Origin of the sequence: Pontibacter akesuensis (assembly GCF_001611675.1) — a bacterium.
Taxonomy (GTDB): domain Bacteria; phylum Bacteroidota; class Bacteroidia; order Cytophagales; family Hymenobacteraceae; genus Pontibacter; species Pontibacter akesuensis.
Map to the genome: position 1 here is coordinate 1,407,753 of NZ_CP014766.1, position 20,808 is coordinate 1,428,560.

At 53.2% G+C, this 20,808-nt stretch carries 15 protein-coding genes; 10 read left to right on the plus strand and 5 right to left on the minus strand.

Translation table 11 applies throughout. From position 1 onward, the window contains the following. Positions 1-19 precede the first annotated feature (19 nt). The 3 genes from A0W33_RS05815 to A0W33_RS05825 all read left to right on the plus strand — a co-directional run bounded on the left by A0W33_RS05815 (position 20) and on the right by A0W33_RS05825 (position 4,501). On the plus strand, positions 20-1,294 hold the full coding sequence (locus A0W33_RS05815; protein WP_068837281.1) for a M28 family peptidase: 1,275 nt from the start codon (positions 20-22) through the stop codon (positions 1,292-1,294). 204 nt (positions 1,295-1,498) lie between these two features. Next, entirely contained in the window at positions 1,499-4,114 is a 2,616-nt protein-coding gene (locus A0W33_RS05820; protein ID WP_068837282.1) for a S8 family peptidase, read from the plus strand. Between the two features lie 90 nt (positions 4,115-4,204). Next, on the plus strand, positions 4,205-4,501 hold the full coding sequence (locus A0W33_RS05825; RefSeq protein ID WP_068837283.1) for a hypothetical protein: 297 nt from the start codon (positions 4,205-4,207) through the stop codon (positions 4,499-4,501). A 277-nt stretch (positions 4,502-4,778) separates the two neighbouring features. On the opposite strand, the gene A0W33_RS05830 is transcribed toward A0W33_RS05825, so the two are convergent. Next, a complete protein-coding gene (locus A0W33_RS05830) occupies positions 4,779-5,579 on the minus strand; it encodes a M57 family metalloprotease (RefSeq protein ID WP_068837284.1) in 801 nt (266 codons plus the stop codon). 241 nt (positions 5,580-5,820) lie between these two features. Between A0W33_RS05830 and A0W33_RS21065 the strand changes: the two genes are divergently transcribed. Beyond that, positions 5,821-6,138, plus strand: coding sequence for a hypothetical protein (locus tag A0W33_RS21065; protein ID WP_139237212.1), 318 nt, complete (start codon positions 5,821-5,823; stop codon positions 6,136-6,138). Here the strand turns inward: A0W33_RS21065 and A0W33_RS05840 are convergent. After that, on the minus strand, positions 6,122-7,006 hold the full coding sequence (locus A0W33_RS05840; RefSeq protein ID WP_068837286.1) for a YicC/YloC family endoribonuclease: 885 nt from the start codon (positions 7,004-7,006) through the stop codon (positions 6,122-6,124). The genes A0W33_RS21065 and A0W33_RS05840 overlap by 17 nt on opposite strands. 131 nt (positions 7,007-7,137) lie before the next feature. Here A0W33_RS05840 and purQ point away from each other — a divergent pair, with 131 nt between their 5' ends. Next, a complete protein-coding gene (purQ, locus tag A0W33_RS05845) occupies positions 7,138-7,830 on the plus strand; it encodes a phosphoribosylformylglycinamidine synthase subunit PurQ (protein ID WP_068837287.1) in 693 nt (230 codons plus the stop codon). Between the two features lie 537 nt (positions 7,831-8,367). Further along, positions 8,368-9,909, plus strand: a complete 1,542-nt coding sequence (locus tag A0W33_RS05850) for a SulP family inorganic anion transporter (protein ID WP_068837288.1) — start codon at positions 8,368-8,370, stop codon at positions 9,907-9,909. A gap of 121 nt (positions 9,910-10,030) precedes the next feature. Here A0W33_RS05850 and A0W33_RS05855 read toward each other — a convergent pair whose 3' ends face one another. From A0W33_RS05855 to A0W33_RS05865, 3 genes are read right to left on the minus strand one after another with little or no spacing between them, the layout of a single operon-like run. Then, on the minus strand, positions 10,031-11,185 hold the full coding sequence (locus A0W33_RS05855; protein ID WP_068837289.1) for a serine hydrolase domain-containing protein: 1,155 nt from the start codon (positions 11,183-11,185) through the stop codon (positions 10,031-10,033). A 14-nt stretch (positions 11,186-11,199) separates the two neighbouring features. Then, a complete protein-coding gene (locus A0W33_RS05860) occupies positions 11,200-14,355 on the minus strand; it encodes a hypothetical protein (protein ID WP_229802208.1) in 3,156 nt (1,051 codons plus the stop codon). A gap of 49 nt (positions 14,356-14,404) precedes the next feature. After that, positions 14,405-15,493, minus strand: coding sequence for an NAD(P)/FAD-dependent oxidoreductase (locus tag A0W33_RS05865; protein WP_068837291.1), 1,089 nt, complete (start codon positions 15,491-15,493; stop codon positions 14,405-14,407). 83 nt (positions 15,494-15,576) lie between these two features. Between A0W33_RS05865 and A0W33_RS05870 the strand changes: the two genes are divergently transcribed. The 4 genes from A0W33_RS05870 to porU all read left to right on the plus strand — a co-directional run bounded on the left by A0W33_RS05870 (position 15,577) and on the right by porU (position 20,772). Beyond that, the gene (locus A0W33_RS05870; protein ID WP_068837292.1) at positions 15,577-16,212 is read left to right on the plus strand and encodes an MBL fold metallo-hydrolase; all 636 of its coding nucleotides are present in this window, start codon (positions 15,577-15,579) and stop codon (positions 16,210-16,212) included. Between the two features lie 21 nt (positions 16,213-16,233). Then, positions 16,234-16,941: a CDP-diacylglycerol--serine O-phosphatidyltransferase gene (gene pssA / locus A0W33_RS05875; RefSeq protein ID WP_068837293.1), complete on the plus strand. Its 708-nt coding sequence runs from the start codon at positions 16,234-16,236 to the stop codon at positions 16,939-16,941. Then, positions 16,938-17,189: a phosphoribosylformylglycinamidine synthase subunit PurS gene (gene purS / locus A0W33_RS05880; RefSeq protein WP_068837294.1), complete on the plus strand. Its 252-nt coding sequence runs from the start codon at positions 16,938-16,940 to the stop codon at positions 17,187-17,189. Before pssA ends, purS begins: the two co-directional genes overlap by 4 nt. Positions 17,190-17,304: 115 nt before the next feature. After that, positions 17,305-20,772, plus strand: coding sequence for a type IX secretion system sortase PorU (gene porU / locus A0W33_RS05885; RefSeq protein ID WP_082815143.1), 3,468 nt, complete (start codon positions 17,305-17,307; stop codon positions 20,770-20,772). The last annotated feature ends 36 nt before the right edge of the window (positions 20,773-20,808 follow it).

A 20,808-nucleotide genomic window follows, 5' to 3' on the forward strand; every position in this document is an offset into this window, starting at 1 on the left:
TTTTTGCTATCTTACAGGTATGAACAGAATCATTGCCTCGCTCCTGCTGCTGTACGGCTGCACGGCCACCGCTCTGGCGCAAGATATGTCCCGTGTGCACCAGACCATCGACACCCTTACCTCCGCCACCATGCACGGCCGCGGCTATCTTTTTAAAGGAGATAAAAAGGCTGCAGAGTACATCAAAAACAGGTTTCAGGAGATGGGGCTGCAGCCAATCGGTTCGTCCTACCTCCAGGAATTCAGCTTCCCTGTGAACATCATCCCCTCCACACCGCAGCTACGTGTAAACGGGCAGGCCCTGACGCCGGGCAAGGACTTTGTGGCCAACGCCGCCACCGGATCAGGCAAGGGAACAGCAAAAGTGATACCGCTTGATACAGCCATTTTTTCCGATGCCAGGGCGGCCCAAGCCTTCTTCAGCCAAAAGCTGGCTGACAAAGCTATCGTGTACCAGCAGCAAGAGCAGCAACGAATCGCCAAATTACCGGAGCCTTATCAGCGGCAACTGCAGCAAGCCAGGCTACATATTATACTTCAGCCAAACGCGCTGCTTACCTCTGTGTCTTCGCAGCAGCACCCGCTGCCAGTGCTGGAGGTGCTGCAAAGCAAATGGCCGAAAGAGGCAAAAAGCATAAGCTTTGAGGTAGGCGCTGGCCTCAACCCAAAATACAAGACGCAGAATGTGATAGGCATGATACCGGGGACGCAGCAGCCGGATTCTGTGATCATGATCACGGCACACTACGACCACCTGGGAGGCCAGGGCAATGACGTATACTTCCCGGGTGCCAACGACAACGCCAGCGGCACAGCCATGCTGCTGGAACTGGCAGCGTACTATTCCCGGCCAGAGAACAAGCCCAAGTATAGTATAGTGTTTATTGCGTTTGCAGCCGAAGAGGCGGGGCTACTGGGCTCTTTCCACTACACCCGAAACCCGCTGTTCCCGCTCCGGCAAATCCGCTTTCTGCTAAACCTCGACTTGCTGGGCACCGGCGAAGAGGGGCTGATGGTGGTGAACGGCAAAGTGCACACGCAGGAATTTGACCTCTTGCAGCGCCTGAATGAGCAGCACCAGTACCTGAAGCAGATCAGGAGCCGGGGCAAAGCCGCCAACTCCGACCACTACCCTTTTTCTGAGGCAGGCGTGCCAGCCTTCTTCTTTTATACCTTGGGGGGCACCGCCGCCTACCACAACTCCCAGGACCACGCCGCGCAGTTACCACTCACTGAGTTTGCAGATGTGTTTAAGTTGATCACCAATTTTATAACAGACCTGACTTCTGCCTGACCCGTGGCCGCATCCAAAAGCCAAGCCAGCGCGAGTTTTGTGTGTTTGACAAACACTTCATGTCCATACTTGCAGTCATAAAAAACGACTATCGTTTTAACCTTCCGGAATCAGGAAAACACATTGTTTCTAAGGGTGAATTTGAGTAGCTTTCATACTACTTTACGTTGATGCACCCGTGGTGCATTTTATACTTTGTGCGTTATGGTCCCCCACCTGAAAGCGGCATTTGCTGGTATTGTTATGTTGATGGCCGGTGCCGCCGCTCCCATACTGGGGCAGGCTCAGACCCTGCCGAAAATAGCCGCGCCGCTGGCAAAAACCGCCAAGGCAAAAGCGCCTGCCCAGGCACGCGTGCTTCCAAAAGACACCCGACAGTTTACGGCATGGCTGCAGCAAAACCTGCCACACATAAATACTACAATAACCACCTCCCCAAGTATAACGCTGACAAACCTGCAGCCCGGCGACCTGCTTCTATTGCAGCAATGCCCCTGGCTGCAATACATTGACCGGGGGCACCGGCAGGCAAAGGAAGAACTGGAGCTCAAAGACAGTGATTTAAGTGCCAACAGCATCGCTGCAGTGCATGCCCGCTACCCGGAATGGAACGGCGAAGGCATCGTGGTATCTGTTAAAGAAAATCCGTTCGACACCACCGACATCGACCTGAAGGACCGCATACTTGCTTCCCCTGCCTTCAGTGAAGCCTACAGCACTCACGCCACCACCATGGCCACCATTATTGCCGGCGGCGGGAACTCCAGCCCGGAGGCGCTGGGGGTAGTATGGGGCAGCTCCGTGACAAGTTCCAGCTTTGCCAACCTGATGCCCGACGAAACTGAAGCTTTAAAACAGCAGCAGGTAAGCGTGCAGAGCCACTCCTACGGTGTGGGCGTGGAGAATTACTACGGGCTGGAAAGTATGGCCTATGACGAACAGGTGCTTGCTTATCCCGAACTGCTGCACGTGTTTTCGTCCGGCAACAGCGGCACCGCCACGCCCGAAACCGGTGCCTACGCAGGTATCGCCGGTGTGGCCAACCTGACGGGCCAGTTCAAAACATCTAAGAACAGTTTAAGCGTAGGTGCACTGGATAAAAACCGCACTGTTGGGACGCTTAGTTCTGTTGGCCCAGCCTACGATGGGCGGGTAAAACCGGAACTGGTAGCGCACGGTGCAGGCGGAACCTCCGAGGCAGCCGCAGTGGCATCCGGTGTGGCAGCGATGGTGCAGCAGGCGTATGCGGCGCAGCAAAGCGGTACACTTCCTCCTGCCGCCCTCGTGAAAGCGGTGCTGATAAACAGTGCCGATGATGTGGGAAATGCACACGTTGATTTTGAAAGCGGCTACGGAAATATTGATGCGCTTGGCGCGGTTGAAACTGTGAAGAGCAACCGCTTCCGCATGGGCAGTCTGGCAACCGGGGCCACGGACAGATTTATACTGCAGTTACCGGCAGGTACGCAGCAGCTTAAAGTAACGCTAGTGTGGCACGATGCCGCCGCCGCACCAGACGCCCCCACAGCGTTAGTCAATGACCTGGACCTGCAACTGAAGCATAGCGGCTCTGGCGAAGTATGGCTGCCCTGGGTTTTGAACGCCTTTCCGCACCCGGACTCGCTGAACAAAACTGCCATCCGGGCGGCAGACCACCTGAACAATGTGGAGCAGGTAACGCTGCAACAACCAATGGCGGGCGCCTACGAAGTACACATCACAGGACATACTGTACCGCAGGGGCCACAGGCATACAGCCTGGTTTACGAGTATACCTCCGCTGCCCTCTCCTGGACTTACCCCACCCCACAAAGCAGCCTGACAGCGGGGAACAGCAACAGAATCCGGTGGAGCACCCATGTTAGCGGCAGTGCAAGGCTGGAGTATAAGACCAGCGGCAGCGATACCTGGACAGTTATTTCCGACAACATCAACTTAAGCCAAACTTATTACGACTGGACTGCTCCGGACATACTCACACTGGCACAGTTCCGGCTTGTTACCGGCACGCAAACAATCATTTCGCCGGAATTTATACTTGCCCCGGTTATTAACCCAGCTATTACGCTCAGTTGTGGGGAGGAGGTGCTGCTACAGTGGCCTGCTGTAACAGGAGCCACCGCCTACCAGGTATACAGCCTGCAGGGGCACTACATGCAGCCACTGCTTTCGGTAAAAGACACGGTGGCCATACTTGCTGCCCCTGCGCAGGAGTCTGGTTACTTTGCCGTGGCTCCCGTGCTGGCCGGTGCCGTTGCCAGGCGAGGCCGGAGTGTTGCCTATACTTCGGAGGCGGAGGTTTGCTATATCGCAAATTTCCTGCCCCGGCAGCTCGTAATGGATTCGGTGCTGTTTGACCTTAGCCTTAGCACCACCTACAGCCTGGCAGAAGTGGCCTTGGAGCGACTGGACAATGGCGCCTATACGGTGGTGCAGGTGAAGCCTGTTACCCGGCAAACAGAAATCATACTTCGTGATGCCAGCCCCACAACCGGTTTAAACCGTTACCGGGCCCGCGTAACCACCCAGCAGGGGCAGCAGTACTACAGCCAGACAGAAGAGGTGTTCTTCACCCGAAGCGGCTTTATACAGGTGGGCCCTAACCCGGTGGTAGCCGGACAGGAAGTGGCGGTGGTGGCGCACGGCGAGGGAGTGGCACAGCTACAGCTTTATAACTTGCTGGGGCAGCAAGTTTATACTTCCACCGACGGAGGCGTTCTGAAAACAGTACCCACAACTGGCCTTCCCGCAGGTATTTACATCCTGCGCCTGCTAACTGAACGAGGCGAAAAGCTTTCTACGCGCCTCTTGGTGCTGTAAAAGCCGTAGCTTAAATAGAATTCCAGGCTTAGAGGAAGTACCTGCCCACTGCCCATAGGCAGCATTGAAGAAAGATATTTAGAGCTTAAGATGAACAAAGCAATCAAAGAAGACTATAAAGAAGCTTTTCTTCAAGTAAGGCAAGTTATTAATTCCATTGACCCTATGGGCCTTATTGAATTTTGTGGACCTGAAGAATATGACGCTGAAGTTTCTGAAATTTTGAGCAAATTAGGTGAGTGTGGAACGGAAGAAGAGATAAGAGCTATGGTTATCCAGGTTATCACTAAATGGTTTGATGATCCAGGAAACATAAACTTCTACAGTAATGTGGGGCAAGACCTGATGAAAGTTAAAAACTCCCATACTTGGTTGAATAGCCGATAAAGTAATCCTGCTGCTAACACCATATACAGATATAAGGCGCATAAGCCAATCCATTTAAATTTTCATACATTACTGCGTCTGTACGAAAGCATCCTCCTGCTTTAAACAGAAGTAAACCACATGAACAAATCAGGAGCATCATCTCACAACGGTTGCGGCAGCAACAAACTTCTTTCCTCTCACTCCATACTTTGTATAAAACACCATGGCCCCTGCAGCTTTCGCTGCAGGGGCCATGGTGTTTTAGCTTATACTGCCTTTCCGGCAGTAGGTGCTATTAATACAGGTAGTTAAGGGCAGTTCTGTCGTTTGAATTAAACGGACGGTTAACACCAGTACCAATACAAGCCAGCATCCATGAGTTTGGATCAGGGCCGGTAGGAGTACCTGGGATGTGAACAGCACCTACAGTGCTAGCGCCTTCGTTGGTGTAGCCACCACCGCAGCTATAGCTTCTGTCCATGTAATCAGTATGGCGGAAGCCGATGCAATGGCCTAATTCGTGCGCCAGAATAGTAGCCAGGTAGCTGGTGCCAGGGTTTGAGCCCAGGTAAGCGGCGTTAACCTGTACTCTGCTGTACGGGTTACCGCCTGACGGGAAACCCGCTGATGCCAGGTAAGTAGATCCGCTAGGGGCACTGGTGAATAGAACATCATAGCCTGAAGACACGCGGCGGAATTTTAAACGCAGGTACTCGGCGTTGTAACGGCGGATCATTTCGTCAACGGCCGAAACATACGCAGACGGTAAGCTGGTAGAGACTGCAATATCAATAGTGCGGCTGGTGCCCACGCTAACGAGGTTGTTGGTGCGGTACTGCTCAGACTCACCCACGCGAAGCGCCTTCTGCTCGTGGTAACTGGTAAGGTCTTTTTCTGACAGCATGATGTCACCCTCTACCAGATAGCCGCCTTCCAGGCGCTGCACATCATGTGTGCTGAAGCCCATGGCAGAAATCTGTTTTAAAGACTCAGCCGAAATCTGGTCAGGTGTGGAAACCTCTTCTTCCTGCTGGCAGGAGGAGAAAGAAAATACAGCTGCGATAGCTGCGAACGCGAGTAGACGTCTCAATTTCATAATACAAATTTTAAAAGTTAGACATATAGGTTTAGAGAATATAAAGCATGTAAATAATCCAACCAGCCTTTGCTGCACAGCCTGTAACTTTAGCAGATGCCAGGTTTGGGGAAAAGCGCTGTAATAAGGCTTGCACTGGCGTTAAACGTTTGATGGCAGCACTAAGAGCAGCTCTTGATGTTATAAACTTACACGTTGCAGTAGTTGTAAAACAGGAATATATTCTTTAAAAAGTAACACCGTGTTTTCTCTCTGGCGCTTGATCAACCTAGAGCAGCCTCTTGGATTCCACAGGAAAACAGGCATAAAGCAGGATAAAAGTAACATCGGGCGTAACCCTAAAAAGTTAAAAACAGACTTGAAATGCAGCGGCGAGCGGCGCCCAGGAAGAGAAAAGATAAAAGCACTCGCTAAAAATTCAGGGAGGGGCGCTCCGAGCGGCGCAAGCAATGCTGTTCCCCTGCATTGTGCGGAGCCAAAAACAGGCAAGGCCGCTGCATCTGAAAATGCAGCGGCCTTGCCTGTTTTTACTTATTTTATACTTACAGAATGTTGTTGATCTGCTCTTTTATCTTTTCAAGCTCCTCCTTCATCTCCACCACGTAATGCTGTATGGTGGAGTCATTGGCTTTGGAGCCGATGGTGTTTATCTCCCTGCCTATCTCCTGCGAAATAAAGCCCAGCTTTTTGCCTGTTGGCTCCGGCAGGTACACGGTTTCGGTAAAATAGTGCAGGTGGTTCACCAGGCGTACTTTTTCTTCAGCAATATCCAGCTTTTCTATATAATACACCATCTCCTGCTCAAACCGGTTTTGATCGAAGTGCTCGGATGAGTTTAGCTCAGCCATGTGGTTTTTGATGCGGCCACGGATGTTCTCCATGCGCACCGGGTCGTGCTTTTCTATCTCGGCCAAAAGAATACGGATGCGGTCGATGTACGACATGATCTCGGCCGTTAACGCCTTGCCTTCGTCCTGGCGGAACGTGTTTATACTTTGCAACGCCTCCTGCAAAAGTGGCTGCACCACAGTCCAATCAGCCTCTGCCGTGTTATCCTCCTCTGTTTCCTGCTGCTGCAACACGTCGGGCATGTGCAGGGCCAGCCGGAACAATTCCCCTTTATCGGCACCCAACATATCAGCCACTTCGCTTAGCTCGGAGTAATAGGCTTTCAGCAGTTCCTTGTTCACGTTGTTACGCGATTTTTGGGCTTTGTTCCGAATAAACTCCACCGACACGCTTACCTTACCACGCACCAGCGCCTTCTGCACCATATTCCGGATCTCGTACTCTTTATCAGACAAAAACTTGGGCGTACGCACACTCAAATCCATGCTCTTTGAGTTAAGCGATCGGATCTCCACAGAAATACAATATTGGTCGGCATCAAGGCGGGCACTGCCAAAGCCTGTCATTGACTGCAACATAAGCTATTTATAAAATGATACTTGGGCAAATTAGGGATAATTATTCAATTTTGTACAGATAGCCCACACGAAAGCGACAAAAGCTGCCTGCCGGGTGTGTGGCTCAAGTATAAATTGTTTAACTTTGGCCTATGAAATTTGGTGTAGTCGTTTTTCCGGGGTCCAACTGCGACCAAGACCTTGTGGATGCTATCAGCATCGGCATGGGGCAAGAATGTGTTAAATTGTGGCACAAAGAGCACGACCTGCAAGGCTGTGACTTTATACTGCTGCCAGGTGGCTTCTCTTATGGCGACTACCTGCGTTCAGGCGCTATCTCGCGCTTCTCCCCCATCATGCAGGAGGTAACCCAGCATGCGGAAAAGGGCGGCTACGTGATGGGCATCTGCAACGGTTTCCAGATCCTGACGGAGGCTGGCCTGCTGCCGGGCGCCCTGCTGCGCAACGTGAACCAGAAGTTTATCTGCGACAACGTGTACATCAAGCCGGTTACTACTAACCTGCTGCCAACTCAGTTGCTGGACCTGGACAAAGCCTACAAGATACCGGTAGCACACGGCGAAGGCCGTTACCATGCCGACAAGGAAACACTGCGCAGGCTGGAAGACAACGACCAGATCATGTTCAAGTATAGCAGCAATGTGGCCGATACGCACGAGATCTACAACATTAACGGCAGCTTGCTGAATATCGCGGGTGTGAGCAACGAGAAGAAGAATGTGTTTGGCATGATGCCGCACCCGGAGCGCGCCGTTGACCCGGAACTGGGCAATACCGATGGCCGTGCCATTTTCGAGTCTATTCTCAGCCTGGTGAACGCCTAATCTAGCGCAGATTCTAAAAAATATTTAGCAAGATACGTAAAGCCGGTTAGTAGCCCCTGCAGCTGCTATCCGGCTTTTTCTTTTGCCTTTGCCGCTCCATGTGCCTGCAGTTCAAGGTCACTTTTTCGCGTATGCTTCGGTTCTTCGGCAGAAATAAGTAATTTTGCACCCATTATGCGAAACACCTCACACTTCAAATCGCTTACTCCACCCTGAAGCTTAAGTAAACAGGCCACTCCTCGCTTGTTTGCCTATCATTTGTGATCTATTCACAAGCAACCCGACACAAGTTTCTGCTGTGCCGAAGTAATACCGCTTTCCTGTTTATTTATACTTCAATATTTTTTGCTAAAAGCTTTAAGCTTGTCTTGGAGGATAGCTCCTGCCATGCTGGCCGGCTCTGCAAGAAAAGCAAGTGCCCTGTACGCGTGGGCGGTGTAGCTGCATCGTGTTTATAATGTTTTTTAGGGGTGCTATACGTGCACCAAGGGCCTTCTTTTACAACTGCTTTGCTTTTAGCGACCTTACATACTTAAAATGAAACAATATCTCAGGCTCTTTGACTTCAGCCAAAAAGTCGATTATAAAGTAGAAGTGCTGGCGGGCCTCACTGTGGCCATGACCATGATTCCCGAGTCGCTGTCTTTTGCCATACTTGCCGGTTTCCCGCCCTTGGTGGGTTTGTATGCCGCCTTCATTATGGGCCTAGTAACGGCTGTGCTCGGTGGCAGGCCGGGCATGGTATCTGGCGGAGCAGGTGCCACTGTGGTGGTGCTGATTGCCCTGATGCAGTCGCATGGGCTGGAGTATGTGTTTGCCGCCGTGGCGCTGGCAGGCGTATTGCAGATACTCGTGGGCGTGTTCAAACTCGGAAAGTTCATCCGCCTGGTGCCGCAGCCGGTCATGTACGGCTTCGTAAACGGCCTCGCAGTTATCATTTTCATGTCGCAGCTGGAGCAGTTCAAGACCGTGGTGAACGGGGAAGTGACCTGGATCACCGGCCCAACGCTCTACATTATGGCAGGCCTGGTAGCGCTTACCATCGCCATCATCATCCTGTTGCCGCGCTTCACCAAAGCAGTTCCACCCTCGCTTGTTGCCATCATTGTGGTGTTCCTGGTGGTGCTAGGCTTTGGAATCGACACGAAAACAGTGGCGGACATCGCTACGGTTAGCGGCGGCTTCCCCCCTTTCCACATACCTGAAGTGCCCCTTACCCTCGAGATGTTGCAGGTGATTTTCCCCTATGCCCTGATCATGGCTGGTGTGGGCTTAACGGAAAGCCTTTTGACCCTGAACCTGGTGGATGAAATTACCGCCACCCGGGGCCAGGGAAACAGAGAGTGCGTGGCCCAGGGAAGTGCTAACTTCCTGAACGGCTTTTTCTTCGGCATGGGTGGCTGTGCTATGATTGCCCAGACACTGGTGAATCTCTCGGCCGGTGCCAGAGCACGCCTGGCAGGTATCGTCGCAGCGCTTGCCATTTTGGTGATCATCCTTTTTGGAGCGCCCGTTATTGAGCTGGTTCCGATGGCCGCCCTGGTAGGTGTGATGATCATGGTTGCCATTGGCACGTTTGAGTGGATCAGCTTCCGAATCATCAACAAAATGCCGAAGCAGGACGTGTTTGTAGGCATTCTGGTCGCGTTGATCACTATCTGGCTGCACAACCTTGCCTTGGCTGTGCTGATTGGTGTGATTATCTCCGCGCTGGTGTTTGCCTGGGAAAGCGCCAAACGTATCCGGGCCCGGAAGTATATTGATGCCAACGGTGTGAAGCACTATGAGATTTACGGCCCTCTCTTCTTCGGCTCGGTAACAGCCTTTTCCGAAAAGTTCGATGTCCTGAACGACCCGGACGACGTAGTCGTCGACTTCAAGGAAAGCAGGGTTGCTGATATGTCTGGGATTGATGCGCTGAACAAACTTACGGAGCGCTACCACAAGGCAGGCAAGAAACTGCACCTGAAGCACCTGAGCGAAGATTGCCGCCTGCTGCTGAAAAACGCCGAAGAGGTAATCGAGGTGAATATCCTGGAAGACCCGCACTATGCCGTAGCCACAGATAAGCTGGCTTAGCCCATTTCATCAGCAAGTATAATAAAGCATAAACCCCGCTGCTGTTCCAGAAATGAACGGCAGCGGGGTTTATGCTTTAACTGGACATCTACTTGTGGCAAGTATAAATTGAGCCGTGATATTACTTCACTACCTTGTTCACGGCATCAATCATGGCCAGCACTTCGCTGGGGTGGTTGTGGATGCGTTCGCCACGCTCTTTACCCAGGCGTACAATGATTAACTCCTTCTCCGGCAGCACGATGATGTATTGGCCCAGTATGCCACGGGCGTAAAACACATCCTGCCCTTTGTAGTTGGGGATAAGCCACCACTGGTAGCCGTAGAAGTCAACTTTTTCCCCGCCTTCTGCCTTTATCAGGCCATTGGGCGTGAGCGAGGCTTTCACAAAGGCAGGCGGCACCAGGGTATCACCATTCCAGATGCCGTTGTTCAGGTACAGTTTCCCGAAGCGGGCAAAGTCGCGGGCATTGGAGAAGAAGCAGCAATAAGCCTTTTCGATACCTTCCGGCTTGTCTACGCTCCACTCAGCATCTTGGGCAGCGCCCATCGGTTGCCAGAGCTTTTCCTCGGCGTACTCGCTCAGGCTTTTGCCGGTGGCTGCCTCCAACACAAAACCCAGCACCTGGGTATCGCCGCTCTTGTACATCCACTTCTGCCCCGGCTCCTCCACCGCCTCCAGCCTGTCTATCACCCGCTTCAGGTCGGTGCCGTAATAAGCCTCGGTTGTCATGGAGAGCGGGTTGATGTACGACTCGTCCCAGTTGAGGCCGGAACTCATCCAGAGCAGGTGCTTAATTTTAATTCCGGCCTTGTTACCCTCTTTGAATTCAGGCAGAAAATCGCCCACCGGCTGCTCCACGCTTTTGATTTTACCTTCTTTTATGGCCGCGCCAATCAGCATGCTCACCACACTCTTGGCCATGGAGAACGAGTTGCTTAGCGAGGCTTCCGAGTAGCCGCGCCAGTACTGCTCATGAAGTATGGAGTCATTCTGAATCACGAGAAAGGCCACCGACTCCAGCTCGTTGTGCAAACTTTCCAGTTCCGTATCCAGGGGGAGTATGTTGTACTTGCTGGACAGGGACCAGGGCTGTGGAACGGCCGGCGCCTCTACTTTATTCTGCTCAAAAATCCTGTTATCGTCAATCCCGGCGAAGTTGTAAGTAAGTGCTTTGTACACATAGGTTTTGTCGGACAGGTGAATCCAGGCTGCCAGCAGGCCAAGCAGCAGCAAAACACCGAGCCCGATACGACGTGAGGCAGTACGGTTCATGCAGTAAATTTGGCTTAGAAATCGTACCCAAGGGTGATGTAAAACTTAGGCCCTACCCTGCTTTCCTCTTCCTCGCCCCATGCCACATCCAGTTTGCCATACACGCCAAGCAAAGTTGTGCGGGCTCCTACACCGTAGCCCACCAAAAACGGGTTGCGGTAGTTAATCACGGTAATATCAAACGGATCTCTGTCAAGTGGGCCGTTGCTGCCCCCAACAATGCGGGTGTTGATGGAGTTGTCACCTGTAAACGGGTTCGCACCGCTATAGGCAGAGCCTGCATCGGCAAACGCAGTGAACTGCAGGTTGCGGAAAAAGCCAGAGGCAACCGGACCATTGTACAGGTACTGCACAATCGGGATACGCAGTTCGGCGTTTGCCAGCAGGTACCGGCTGCCGCTGCGCACATTATAGTTAAAGCCTCTTAACGGCGTAATGTACTCTAGGAAAAACAAGTCGGCGGGAGAGTTTATCTGCACGTCATTCAGTTCCGCCCCTTCATCCTCATCGGCCAGCAGCCAGTTATCCATTCCTCCGATCAGGAATTTTTTGGCGGAGTTCCCGAAAAAGGAGCCATACCCCACATGCGTGGCAAGTATAATTTGCCGGTGAATTTTAAGGTAGTGCCTGAAATCAACGTAAAACTTACTGAAGTTTCCCTGTGAGCCATCAAATCCTTTCATGGATAGGAAGCCTACTTTCATGCGGGTGCCTTCCCGCTGGTTCACGCCCGTCACCACGCTGTTATCATACACCAGTTCCGCATTGCCACCCCAGAAAGACTCCACCGTGTCCGGCACCGAGAAGTCGTTGCGGAACGTGAAACGGTTGCTGGCAAACTTCGGCTTCAGGTGCAGGCTGGTGCTGTGGCTAAGCGGGTATTTCAGCACTGGCGTCAGTTCATTCTTTGTGAAGCTCACCACCGACCCTGGGGCATTCACCAAACTTCCTACCAGCGTTCCGCGCTCAAACTGCACCCCGATATCCACGCGGTGCGTCAGGTTCATGTATTCGGCAAAGAAGTTGTTCGTTTCGAAGTCGGTGCGCATAAACGCGGTGCCGCTTATCTGATGGTTCTCAAACAGGTCGCTCATCTTTACACCAGCCAAGATTCCAAAGCCAAGCAGCGGGTCGGCATCTACCGATGTGATGATTTCCTGCACGCTGAACCGCAGGTCGTAATCCAGCGGGCCCAGCAGGTCGATGCTGCTGCTGCCCACGCTGGCCCGGCGGATAGGCGCTGAATTGCGTTTGCTCTGCTGTGCCTGCTGGGTGCGTTCGTCAAACTCGTAATTATCAATGTTAATCTCCCCCTCCTGGCGCACGCTGTTCTGCTTTTCCTGCTCGAGTAACTTCCGGCGGTTTGCCGCCGCCGCGGCGGCTGCCTGTGTTGTGCGGGCACGGGTCTCCAGAATAATCTGGCGTGAGGTTTTCGGCAATTCGCTCAGCGAAGACGGCTGGTAATCTGGAAGCAGGTACACAAACATGTTGCCTTCATCGCTGGCAACCATGGCCAGCACATTGGCGGCCGGGGCATAGTCATACTGCTCAATATTCTGCACAAAGTTGGTAACTGGCGTACTGGTGCCTGTGCTCAGGTCGTAGCGGTAAATACTGCGGATGCCACTTTCCTCGCTTAAGTACACCAGGTTCCCATCCGGAGTAGGCCGTGGCTTCACCTCGCTGGCAATGGAGCTTGTTAGCTGGCGCACGTTGTTATCAGGCCCCTCTTGCTGCAGCAGGAAAATATCGTAGTTGTTTACGATGCTGTTGAAGCCTGGTGTAGCCGTGGTAGCCGTAGAGTCTATCCAACGGTTCGAGCTGAAGGCAATGCCGCCGTTGTTTTGCAGGAATACCGGGTCTACGTCGTCGAAGATGTCGTTGGTGAGCTGCCGCTGCAAGCGCCCGTTGGCGCGCAGCAGGTACAGGTCTACCTGCCCCCTTCGCACGGCGCTTACGGCAATCGTCTGCCCATCCTCAGAGTAATCCATGGCATTCACATAGTCAAACTCATCCAGGGTAACGGCAGGCGTAGTCAGGTTTTCATAGAAAGGAATAAAGGAATAGCGGTCGCGGGCGTCTATCTGCCTCAGTGTCATCTCACCGCGTCGGGCCTCTATAAAGCCAAGTTCTGAGTTGGAGCGCCAGGCCAGTACGGGCACACTGAAATCCAGCTGCTGGTCGAGGTTCTTGTAGCCGGCGCGCCACACGGTGTATTCTTTTTTCGTGCGCACCTCCTTCACAAATATTTTGTAGATGCCGTTGTCGTTTTTGACATAGGCCAGCAGCGTACCGTTCGGGTTGAGCACGGGCTTGCCGTAGTAGTGGCCCTCTTTGTTCTTCTTGAAGAGTTTGGCACCATCCGGCAGCTGCACCAACGGGCTGTCGGCGCTGGTGTTTATCTGCACGTAGTAGTTGTACCAGTCCTGCAAAAAGCGCTTGTACGGGATGTTCAGGCTGCTGGTAATGCCAATCTCCACATCGCGCGTAATACGCGTCAGGTTCAGGATGTTCTGGATAGCCGTGTAGCCGTAGCGCTCGGCTATATAATTCCACACGCTCTGCCCTGTCAGTTCGGGGCTCTTCAAAAACACTTTCTCCGGGCGTGCCTTGTCTTGGTCCAGCAGCATGTCGCGCATGTAGCTGTCCATGCGGATGCTCCAGCCTTCGGCCGTATACGCCGCCGCCCCGCTGATAAACCAGTCGGGCAGGCGCAGCAGGTAACTGCTTTGCAGGGCCTCTTTCAGACTGCCGCCATACATCATGTCGTTCATCAGCAGTTCCGTAAGGCGATAGCTCAGGTCGCGCTTGAACTGGGTGTGAGTGCCGCCAAAGGCCAGCTCTATCTTGTTTTTCAGGAACAGCGTTTCGCCGCCTGTCTGGTATTGGTCGTTGTTGAGGCCGATATTGCTTTGGAGCAGGTCGGTGGGCGTGTTATAAAGTATAAGCGTGACTTTGGAGTACGGATAGTAGCCGATCAGGCTGGTGATGCGTTTCAGTTCCTTCTCTGCGTAGATAGCCGCGTTCTGGGCTTCTTCCTGGCCGCCCTGGTTAAAGTACACGTTAAAGTTCTGGGTGCTGTAGAGTTTCCAGTCGAAGTTCTTGTACTGGATGCGGCTCTTCCCGAAAACATCGCGGTTTGGCTGCGCCTGCACGGCAAGGGCTGCCAAAAGGCAAGGTATAAACAGAGTGAGTAATCTGATATGGAAACGCATGCGCTTAGGGTTGCTTGTCTTGTTCTTTTATGTAGTCGTAATATAACGATAAATATCTGGAAATATGTACATCCGGCATTACCTCAGTACCGCTTTCCAGTGCCGCTGCGAAGTGCTGCGCCAGGTACGGCGCCATCAACACGCCCTTTGATCCCATGCCGTTGAACACGCTTAGCTGGGGGTGCTGCGGGTGCCTTCCGGCCAACGGTTTCCTGTCGCGGACGGCCGGCCGGATACCTGCCCAATGATGTAACACCTGATATGGCTTAGAAGTTATCTGGCTGAACCGCTCCGTCAGTTCCTGCTGCCCATCGGGGGTAGGCTCTTCGTCGGGTTGGCGCCAGTTGTAGGTAGCCCCCACCTTAAAGCGGCCTCCTCCTACGGGAACAACGTAAACTCCTTTGTTATAGATGCATTCCGGGTCTAAATTCTGCGCCTCCACCTCCAGCACTTCGCCTTTGGTGGGCTGAATGGGCAGCCATTTGAAGTAAGGGTTCTGCAGCACCTGAAATCCCTCGCAGAAGATCAGGTGCGCGGCCTCCACCTTTTTATAAGTCACGCCGCCCTCGGTCAGCTCCAGTTTCTCCATTTCGAAGCGCTCCGGCAGCAGCAGGCCCTGCCCCTGCAGTTCCTGGGTCAGCAGGTCCAGCATCTCGGCCACGCGCAGGTTGCCGCCGTGCCCGATCATAATGCCGCCGTTCGGGTCGTTTATACTTTCCTGGTTTATACTTTGGGTATGCGTGGCCAGGATGTAGGCGCCCCACTCGCCGCCGCCGCTTTTGGCCATCCAGGTGTTTTGCTCTTCAATGGAGGAGAATATTTTATAGATGGGTTTGTGGGTGAACAGCTCCTGCCCGAAATGCGCCTCTAACTCGTCATAGAACGCGTCGGCGGCAGGCACAAAGGTATCGGCCAGCCAGGACTTGGCGAAGCGCTTGCCGGCAATCGGGTTAAGCAAACCGGCTGCCACGCGCGAGGCGCCGGTGGCACGGGGCTCATCGATAACCAATACTTTGTGGCCGCGCTTGCGTAAGGTATAACTCAAAATTGCACCGGCCAGACCGTGCCCCACAACTATAAAATCGTATTTCATCAAGGCAAGTTACGAGATGTACCGCGTAAATTCTTAACTTACAGGCCGATTTTGTGCTTGCCGAATCAACAAGAGAGAACGCTATGAAGGTAACCTGCCTTACATTTAATCCCTTCCAGGAGAACACGTACCTGCTGCACGACGACACCAACGAATGCGTGGTAATAGACCCGGGCTGCTATGAAAAGGCCGAGCGCGAGCAGCTGAAAAAATTCATCGCTGACAATAACCTGAAGGTGGTGCGCCTGCTGAATACCCACTGCCACATAGACCACGTGCTGGGCAACAAGTTTGTGGCGGATACCTACAACGTTGGCCTGGAGATACATGAAAAGGACGAGCAGGTGCTGCGCGCCGTGCCGACCTATGCCTCCAACTATGGCTTTCCGCAATATGATGAGGCACTGCCAACCGCCTACCTTAGCGAAGGCGATGCCGTGAAGTTCGGCAACACCACACTGGATGTACTCTTTACACCGGGCCACGCACCGGGCCATGTGGTGTTTTACAACGGGCCGGAGAAAGTATGCATCGGGGGCGATGTGCTGTTCCGCACCAGCATCGGCCGCACCGACCTGCCTGGCGGCGACTTCGACACGCTGATCCGAAGTATAAAAGAGAAAATGTTTGCCTTGCCCGATGATGTAACCGTATACCCTGGCCACGGCCCCGAAACCACCATCGGCTACGAGAAAAAACACAACCCTTTCCTACAGTAACCCGGCTGCCGCACCCACTGCATGAAGAAACACATTCCTAACGCCATCACGTGCCTGAACCTGCTTGCCGGGTGCATCGGGCTATACTTTGCTTTTAAGGGAGAACTGGTTTATACCGCGTACCTGATCGGTATTGCCGCCGTACTAGATTTCCTGGATGGCATGGTGGCTCGCCTGATGCACGCCTACTCTGAGATCGGGAAGCAACTGGACTCGCTGGCAGACATGGTATCGTTCGGGGTAGTGCCGGGCACAATCATGTTTATGCTGCTGCAGCGCCTGGAGTCTCCTTTTTTAGGAATACCGGCGGATATTGTTCCGTTCTTCGGCTTCCTGATCACGATTTTCTCGGCTTTGCGCCTGGCTAAGTTTAACATCGACACCCGCCAATCGGAGCAGTTCATCGGCCTGCCCACACCAGCCTGCACCCTGTTCGTGGCCTCGCTGCCACTTATCCTGGAGACAGGTGATTTGATCATGTTCGAGATCATACTCAACCAGGCCGTGCTGCTTATACTTACCGTGGCACTGTCGTTCCTGCTGGTGGCTGAGCTGCCGCTATTTGCGCTCAAGTTCAAGCATTTTGGGTGGCAGGGCAATTCAATCCGCTTTATTTTCCTGGGCCTTTCGGTTATCTTGGTAGCGATGCTTAAATTTGCGGCGATACCACTGATCATTGTGCTCTACATACTTTTGTCTATCATCAAAAAAACATCCCATACATCATGAAATTTGTTGCTGAAATTGACGTAATGCCCCGCCCGGAATTGTTGGACCCGCAAGGAAAAGCCGTGCTGCTGGGCCTGGAGCACCTTGGTTTGGACCAGGTAGACGATGTGCGCATCGGAAAGCACATTACCCTGAACCTGGAGGCCGAGACGGAGGAAATAGCGCGTGAGAAGGTGGAGAAAGCCTGCAACAAACTGCTGGCCAACCTGATTATGGAGTCGTTTACGTATGAGCTGAAGCAGGCATAAAAACCCGCTGTTATACAATATTTTAGCTTTATCTTTGTTAAGCTAAAAGGATGCTGCCTGCTACACCTGTGCAAACCTGGTGCGGCAGGCAGTTTTTCATTATCTATACTTGCTTATGATGTGGCCCAGGCAATTGGTTTATACTTGCGCGCTGTTTCTGTTGAGTCTCCCCTTTACAGCCGCACACGCACAAACCAACCCTCCCACCCCACCCCAAAGCACTTCCTTTCCTGCTTCCACTTCGGTACTAAGCTCTGGTGAGTGGTATAAACTGGCCGTTACGCAAAGCGGAATTCACAAAATTGATAGGGCTGTTTTGCAGGCGCTGGGCGTCAGCATCCAAAGTATAGATCCTAAAAAAGTACAGCTGTTTGGCAATGGCGGCGGTATGCTTCCTCAGCCTAACAGCGCACCACGCCCCGACGACCTGCAGGAAAATGCCATACTTGTTGCAGGAGAGGCCGACGGTAAATTTGATGATGGGGACTACGTACTCTTTTACGCCCAGGGCCCGCACACCTGGAAGTATGATGCAACAACGCAACAGTTCAGCCATACCTACAACGTTTACTCTGATACGGCCTTTTACTTTCTGCGCATTAACCACAGCACCGGCGCACGGATAGCAAAGCGCGAACAGGCTGCCGGTGCCACCCAAACCATCAGCACCTACACCGAGCGGCAGTTTTATGAGAAGGACCTGAAGAACATGGTTTACTCGGGCCGGGAATGGTACGGCGAGGACTTCAGCTCCTTCCAGACAACGCGGGAGTTCTCTTTTCCGGTCTCTGATGCCGTGGCAGGCACTGCGGTGAAACTCACGGCGGCACTCATGGCCAACTCCGCCGCCAGCTCTTCCTTTGCAGTCAGTCTGAACGGGCAGCCGCTCGGCACGCAAACCATTTCCGGCAGGGGCAGCGGTGAATACCATCCGGAGGGCGTTAACAGCATCAGGACTTATACTCTAAATCAGCAGCAGTTAGGAACCGGTAACGCGTATAAAGTCAGTCTCGCTTTTAGCCCGAGTGGCGGCGCCACGGCCATTGGGTATCTCGATTACCTGGAGTTGCAGTACGAGCGGCAACTGAAGCTTTACGGGGAGCAAACAGCCTTTCGCGCACCACAAAGTATAAACCAGCCGGTCAGCAGCTTTGCCCTTGCCGGCCTGCCCGCCCAGGCCCAGGTTTGGGACGTGACCAACCCGCTGCAACCCGTGGCGCAGCAGCATAGCAGCGGCCGTTTCAGCGCGCCCACGGAGGTGCTGCGCGAGTTTGTGGCCTTTCAGAACATCAGCACCAAACCCATCCCTGCGGGGAAAGTAACAAACCAGAATCTGCACGGCATCAGCGGCAGCACCGACTTTGTAATTGTCACCCATCCCGGCTTTCTACAGGAGGCAAAACGACTGGCGGCACACCGGGCGCAGCACAGCAGCCTAAACGTGCAGGTAGTTACCACCACACAAGTATACAACGAGTTCTCGTCGGGCGCCCAGGATGTGACGGCTATCCGGGACTTTATGCGGATGCTCTACACCCGCAGCAGCAAGCCCGAGGGAGAAGTACTATACCTGTTGCTTTTTGGGGATGCCTCCTATGATTATAAAAACCGTCTGCGCACTCAAAACACCAATTTCGTTCCGGTCTACGAGTCCCGGGAATCGCTGCACCCGATCAACAGCTACAGCTCCGAAGATTATTATGGCTTTCTGGATGAGGACGAGGGCGAGTGGGCCGAGAACAGTCGGGGCGATCACCTGCTGGACATTGGCATCGGCAGGTTACCGGCAAAGTCAACCGCAGAGGCCGCCATACTTGTCGATAAGATCATCGCATACGACAGCCCCAGCCACCTCGGCAGTTGGCGCAGTAAAATTACTTTCGTGTCGGATGACGGCGACGGGAACGAGCACCAGCAGGACGCGGAGTTTCTGGCCAACTATGTGCAGGACAACTTCCCCAAGTATAACCTGAACAAAGTATACCTTGATCTTTTTGAGCAGATTGCCACTGCCAGCGGACAACGCGCCCCCGCCGCCAATGCCGCCATCGACCAGGCAGTAGAGCAGGGTTCGCTCATCATTAACTATACCGGCCATGGCCGGGAAATTGATCTGGCCGCCGAGCAGGTCCTGACGCTGCCCCAGATCAGCAACTGGCAAAACAAGAACAACCTTACCTTCCTGCTTACCGCCACCTGCGAGTTTGGCCGTTACGACGATCCCGCCCGTCCCTCCGGGGCCGAGCTGGCGCTGCTGCACAACAAGGGTGGCGCCATCGGCCTGCTCACAACCACACGCCCTGTGTACTCCAACGGCAACCGTGTGCTGAACCGCAACTTCTTCAAAAGCGCCTTCACTCCCATCAACGGACGCATGCCGCGCCTGGGCGATGTGGTGATGCAGACCAAGAACAACAGCATCAACGAAAATACGAGCGGCTCCAGGGGCGTGAACAACCGCAATTTCTCCCTGCTCTGCGATCCGTCACTGCAATTGGCTTACCCCGCGCTGGAGGCGAAGATTACAAGTATAAATGGCCGTCAGGCTGCCGCCGATACGTTGAGTGCCCTCCAAAAAGTAGTATTGCAGGGGCAGGTGCAGGATATGAATGGAAGTATAGCACAGGATTTTAATGGTGAAGTGCACCTGAAAGTATACGAGAAGCCAACTACGCGTTATACTCTGGGTGATGAACAGGGGCAGCCGGTGCCCGTACAGGTTCGGGAGAATGTGATCTATGATGGCAAGGCTTCTATAAAAAGTGGCCTTTTCGAAGCGACCTTCGTGGTGCCCAAAGATATTTCGTATACCTATGGCCATGGCAAGATCAGCTTGTATGCCAGGAGCGGCACGCAGGATGCACTGGGCGTCGACAAAGGCGTTATCATAGGAGGTACAGCACCAAATGCTGCCGCGGATACGACGCCTCCTACGGTGCAGCTTTTTATGGATGATGCCTCTTTCAAACCCGGCGGCATCACAGGTAAAACAACCACGCTCCTGGCCAGGCTTTTCGACGAAAACGGCATCAACACCACCGGCACAGGCATCGGTCACGAAATCACGGCCATTCTTGACGGGAAGCAGGACAGCCTGCTCGTACTTAGCGACTATTACACCACCGACCTGAACAATTACCAGGAGGGCGGGTTAACGTATGTGTTCAAAGACCTGGCTCCGGGCCGTCATACCCTCCGGCTGAAGGCCTGGGACACGCACAACAATTCCGCAGAAGGCTATATAGAGTTTTTTGTATCAAATGATGCCGGTCTTGCGTTAGAGCATTTGTTCAACCACCCGAACCCTTTGTCGGACGAAACCACCTTCCACTTTAACCATAACAGAGCCGGCGAGGCGCTGGAGGTGCAGGTGCAGGTGTTCACACTTTCGGGAAAACTGGTAAAAACGCTGCAAACCGTTGCGGAGGCGAGCCCCGCACATTTCGCGGAATTAACCTGGGATGGCCGGGACAAGTATAATGAAAGAGTTGCACGCGGCGTTTATGTTTATAGAGTTACAGTTCGCTCCCTGCAGGATGGCACAAAAGCCTCCAAAGTTGAGAAACTTATTATTCTGAACTAGTTTAGTACCACAAAATTTATATATTTGATATAGCTA

Coding starts and splice junctions, on each gene's coding strand:
- porU (WP_082815143.1), top strand. CDS start 17,305: ATGATGTGGCCCAGGCAATTGGTTTATACTTGCGCGCTGTTTCTGTTG.
- pssA (WP_068837293.1), top strand. CDS start 16,234: ATGAAGAAACACATTCCTAACGCCATCACGTGCCTGAACCTGCTTGCC.
- A0W33_RS05840 (WP_068837286.1), bottom strand. CDS start 7,006: ATGTTGCAGTCAATGACAGGCTTTGGCAGTGCCCGCCTTGATGCCGAC.
- A0W33_RS05870 (WP_068837292.1), top strand. CDS start 15,577: ATGAAGGTAACCTGCCTTACATTTAATCCCTTCCAGGAGAACACGTAC.
- A0W33_RS05815 (WP_068837281.1), top strand. CDS start 20: ATGAACAGAATCATTGCCTCGCTCCTGCTGCTGTACGGCTGCACGGCC.
- A0W33_RS05855 (WP_068837289.1), bottom strand. CDS start 11,185: ATGAACCGTACTGCCTCACGTCGTATCGGGCTCGGTGTTTTGCTGCTG.
- A0W33_RS05850 (WP_068837288.1), top strand. CDS start 8,368: ATGAAACAATATCTCAGGCTCTTTGACTTCAGCCAAAAAGTCGATTAT.
- A0W33_RS05830 (WP_068837284.1), bottom strand. CDS start 5,579: ATGAAATTGAGACGTCTACTCGCGTTCGCAGCTATCGCAGCTGTATTT.
- purS (WP_068837294.1), top strand. CDS start 16,938: ATGAAATTTGTTGCTGAAATTGACGTAATGCCCCGCCCGGAATTGTTG.
- A0W33_RS05865 (WP_068837291.1), bottom strand. CDS start 15,493: ATGAAATACGATTTTATAGTTGTGGGGCACGGTCTGGCCGGTGCAATT.
- A0W33_RS05820 (WP_068837282.1), top strand. CDS start 1,499: ATGGTCCCCCACCTGAAAGCGGCATTTGCTGGTATTGTTATGTTGATG.
- A0W33_RS05825 (WP_068837283.1), top strand. CDS start 4,205: ATGAACAAAGCAATCAAAGAAGACTATAAAGAAGCTTTTCTTCAAGTA.
- purQ (WP_068837287.1), top strand. CDS start 7,138: ATGAAATTTGGTGTAGTCGTTTTTCCGGGGTCCAACTGCGACCAAGAC.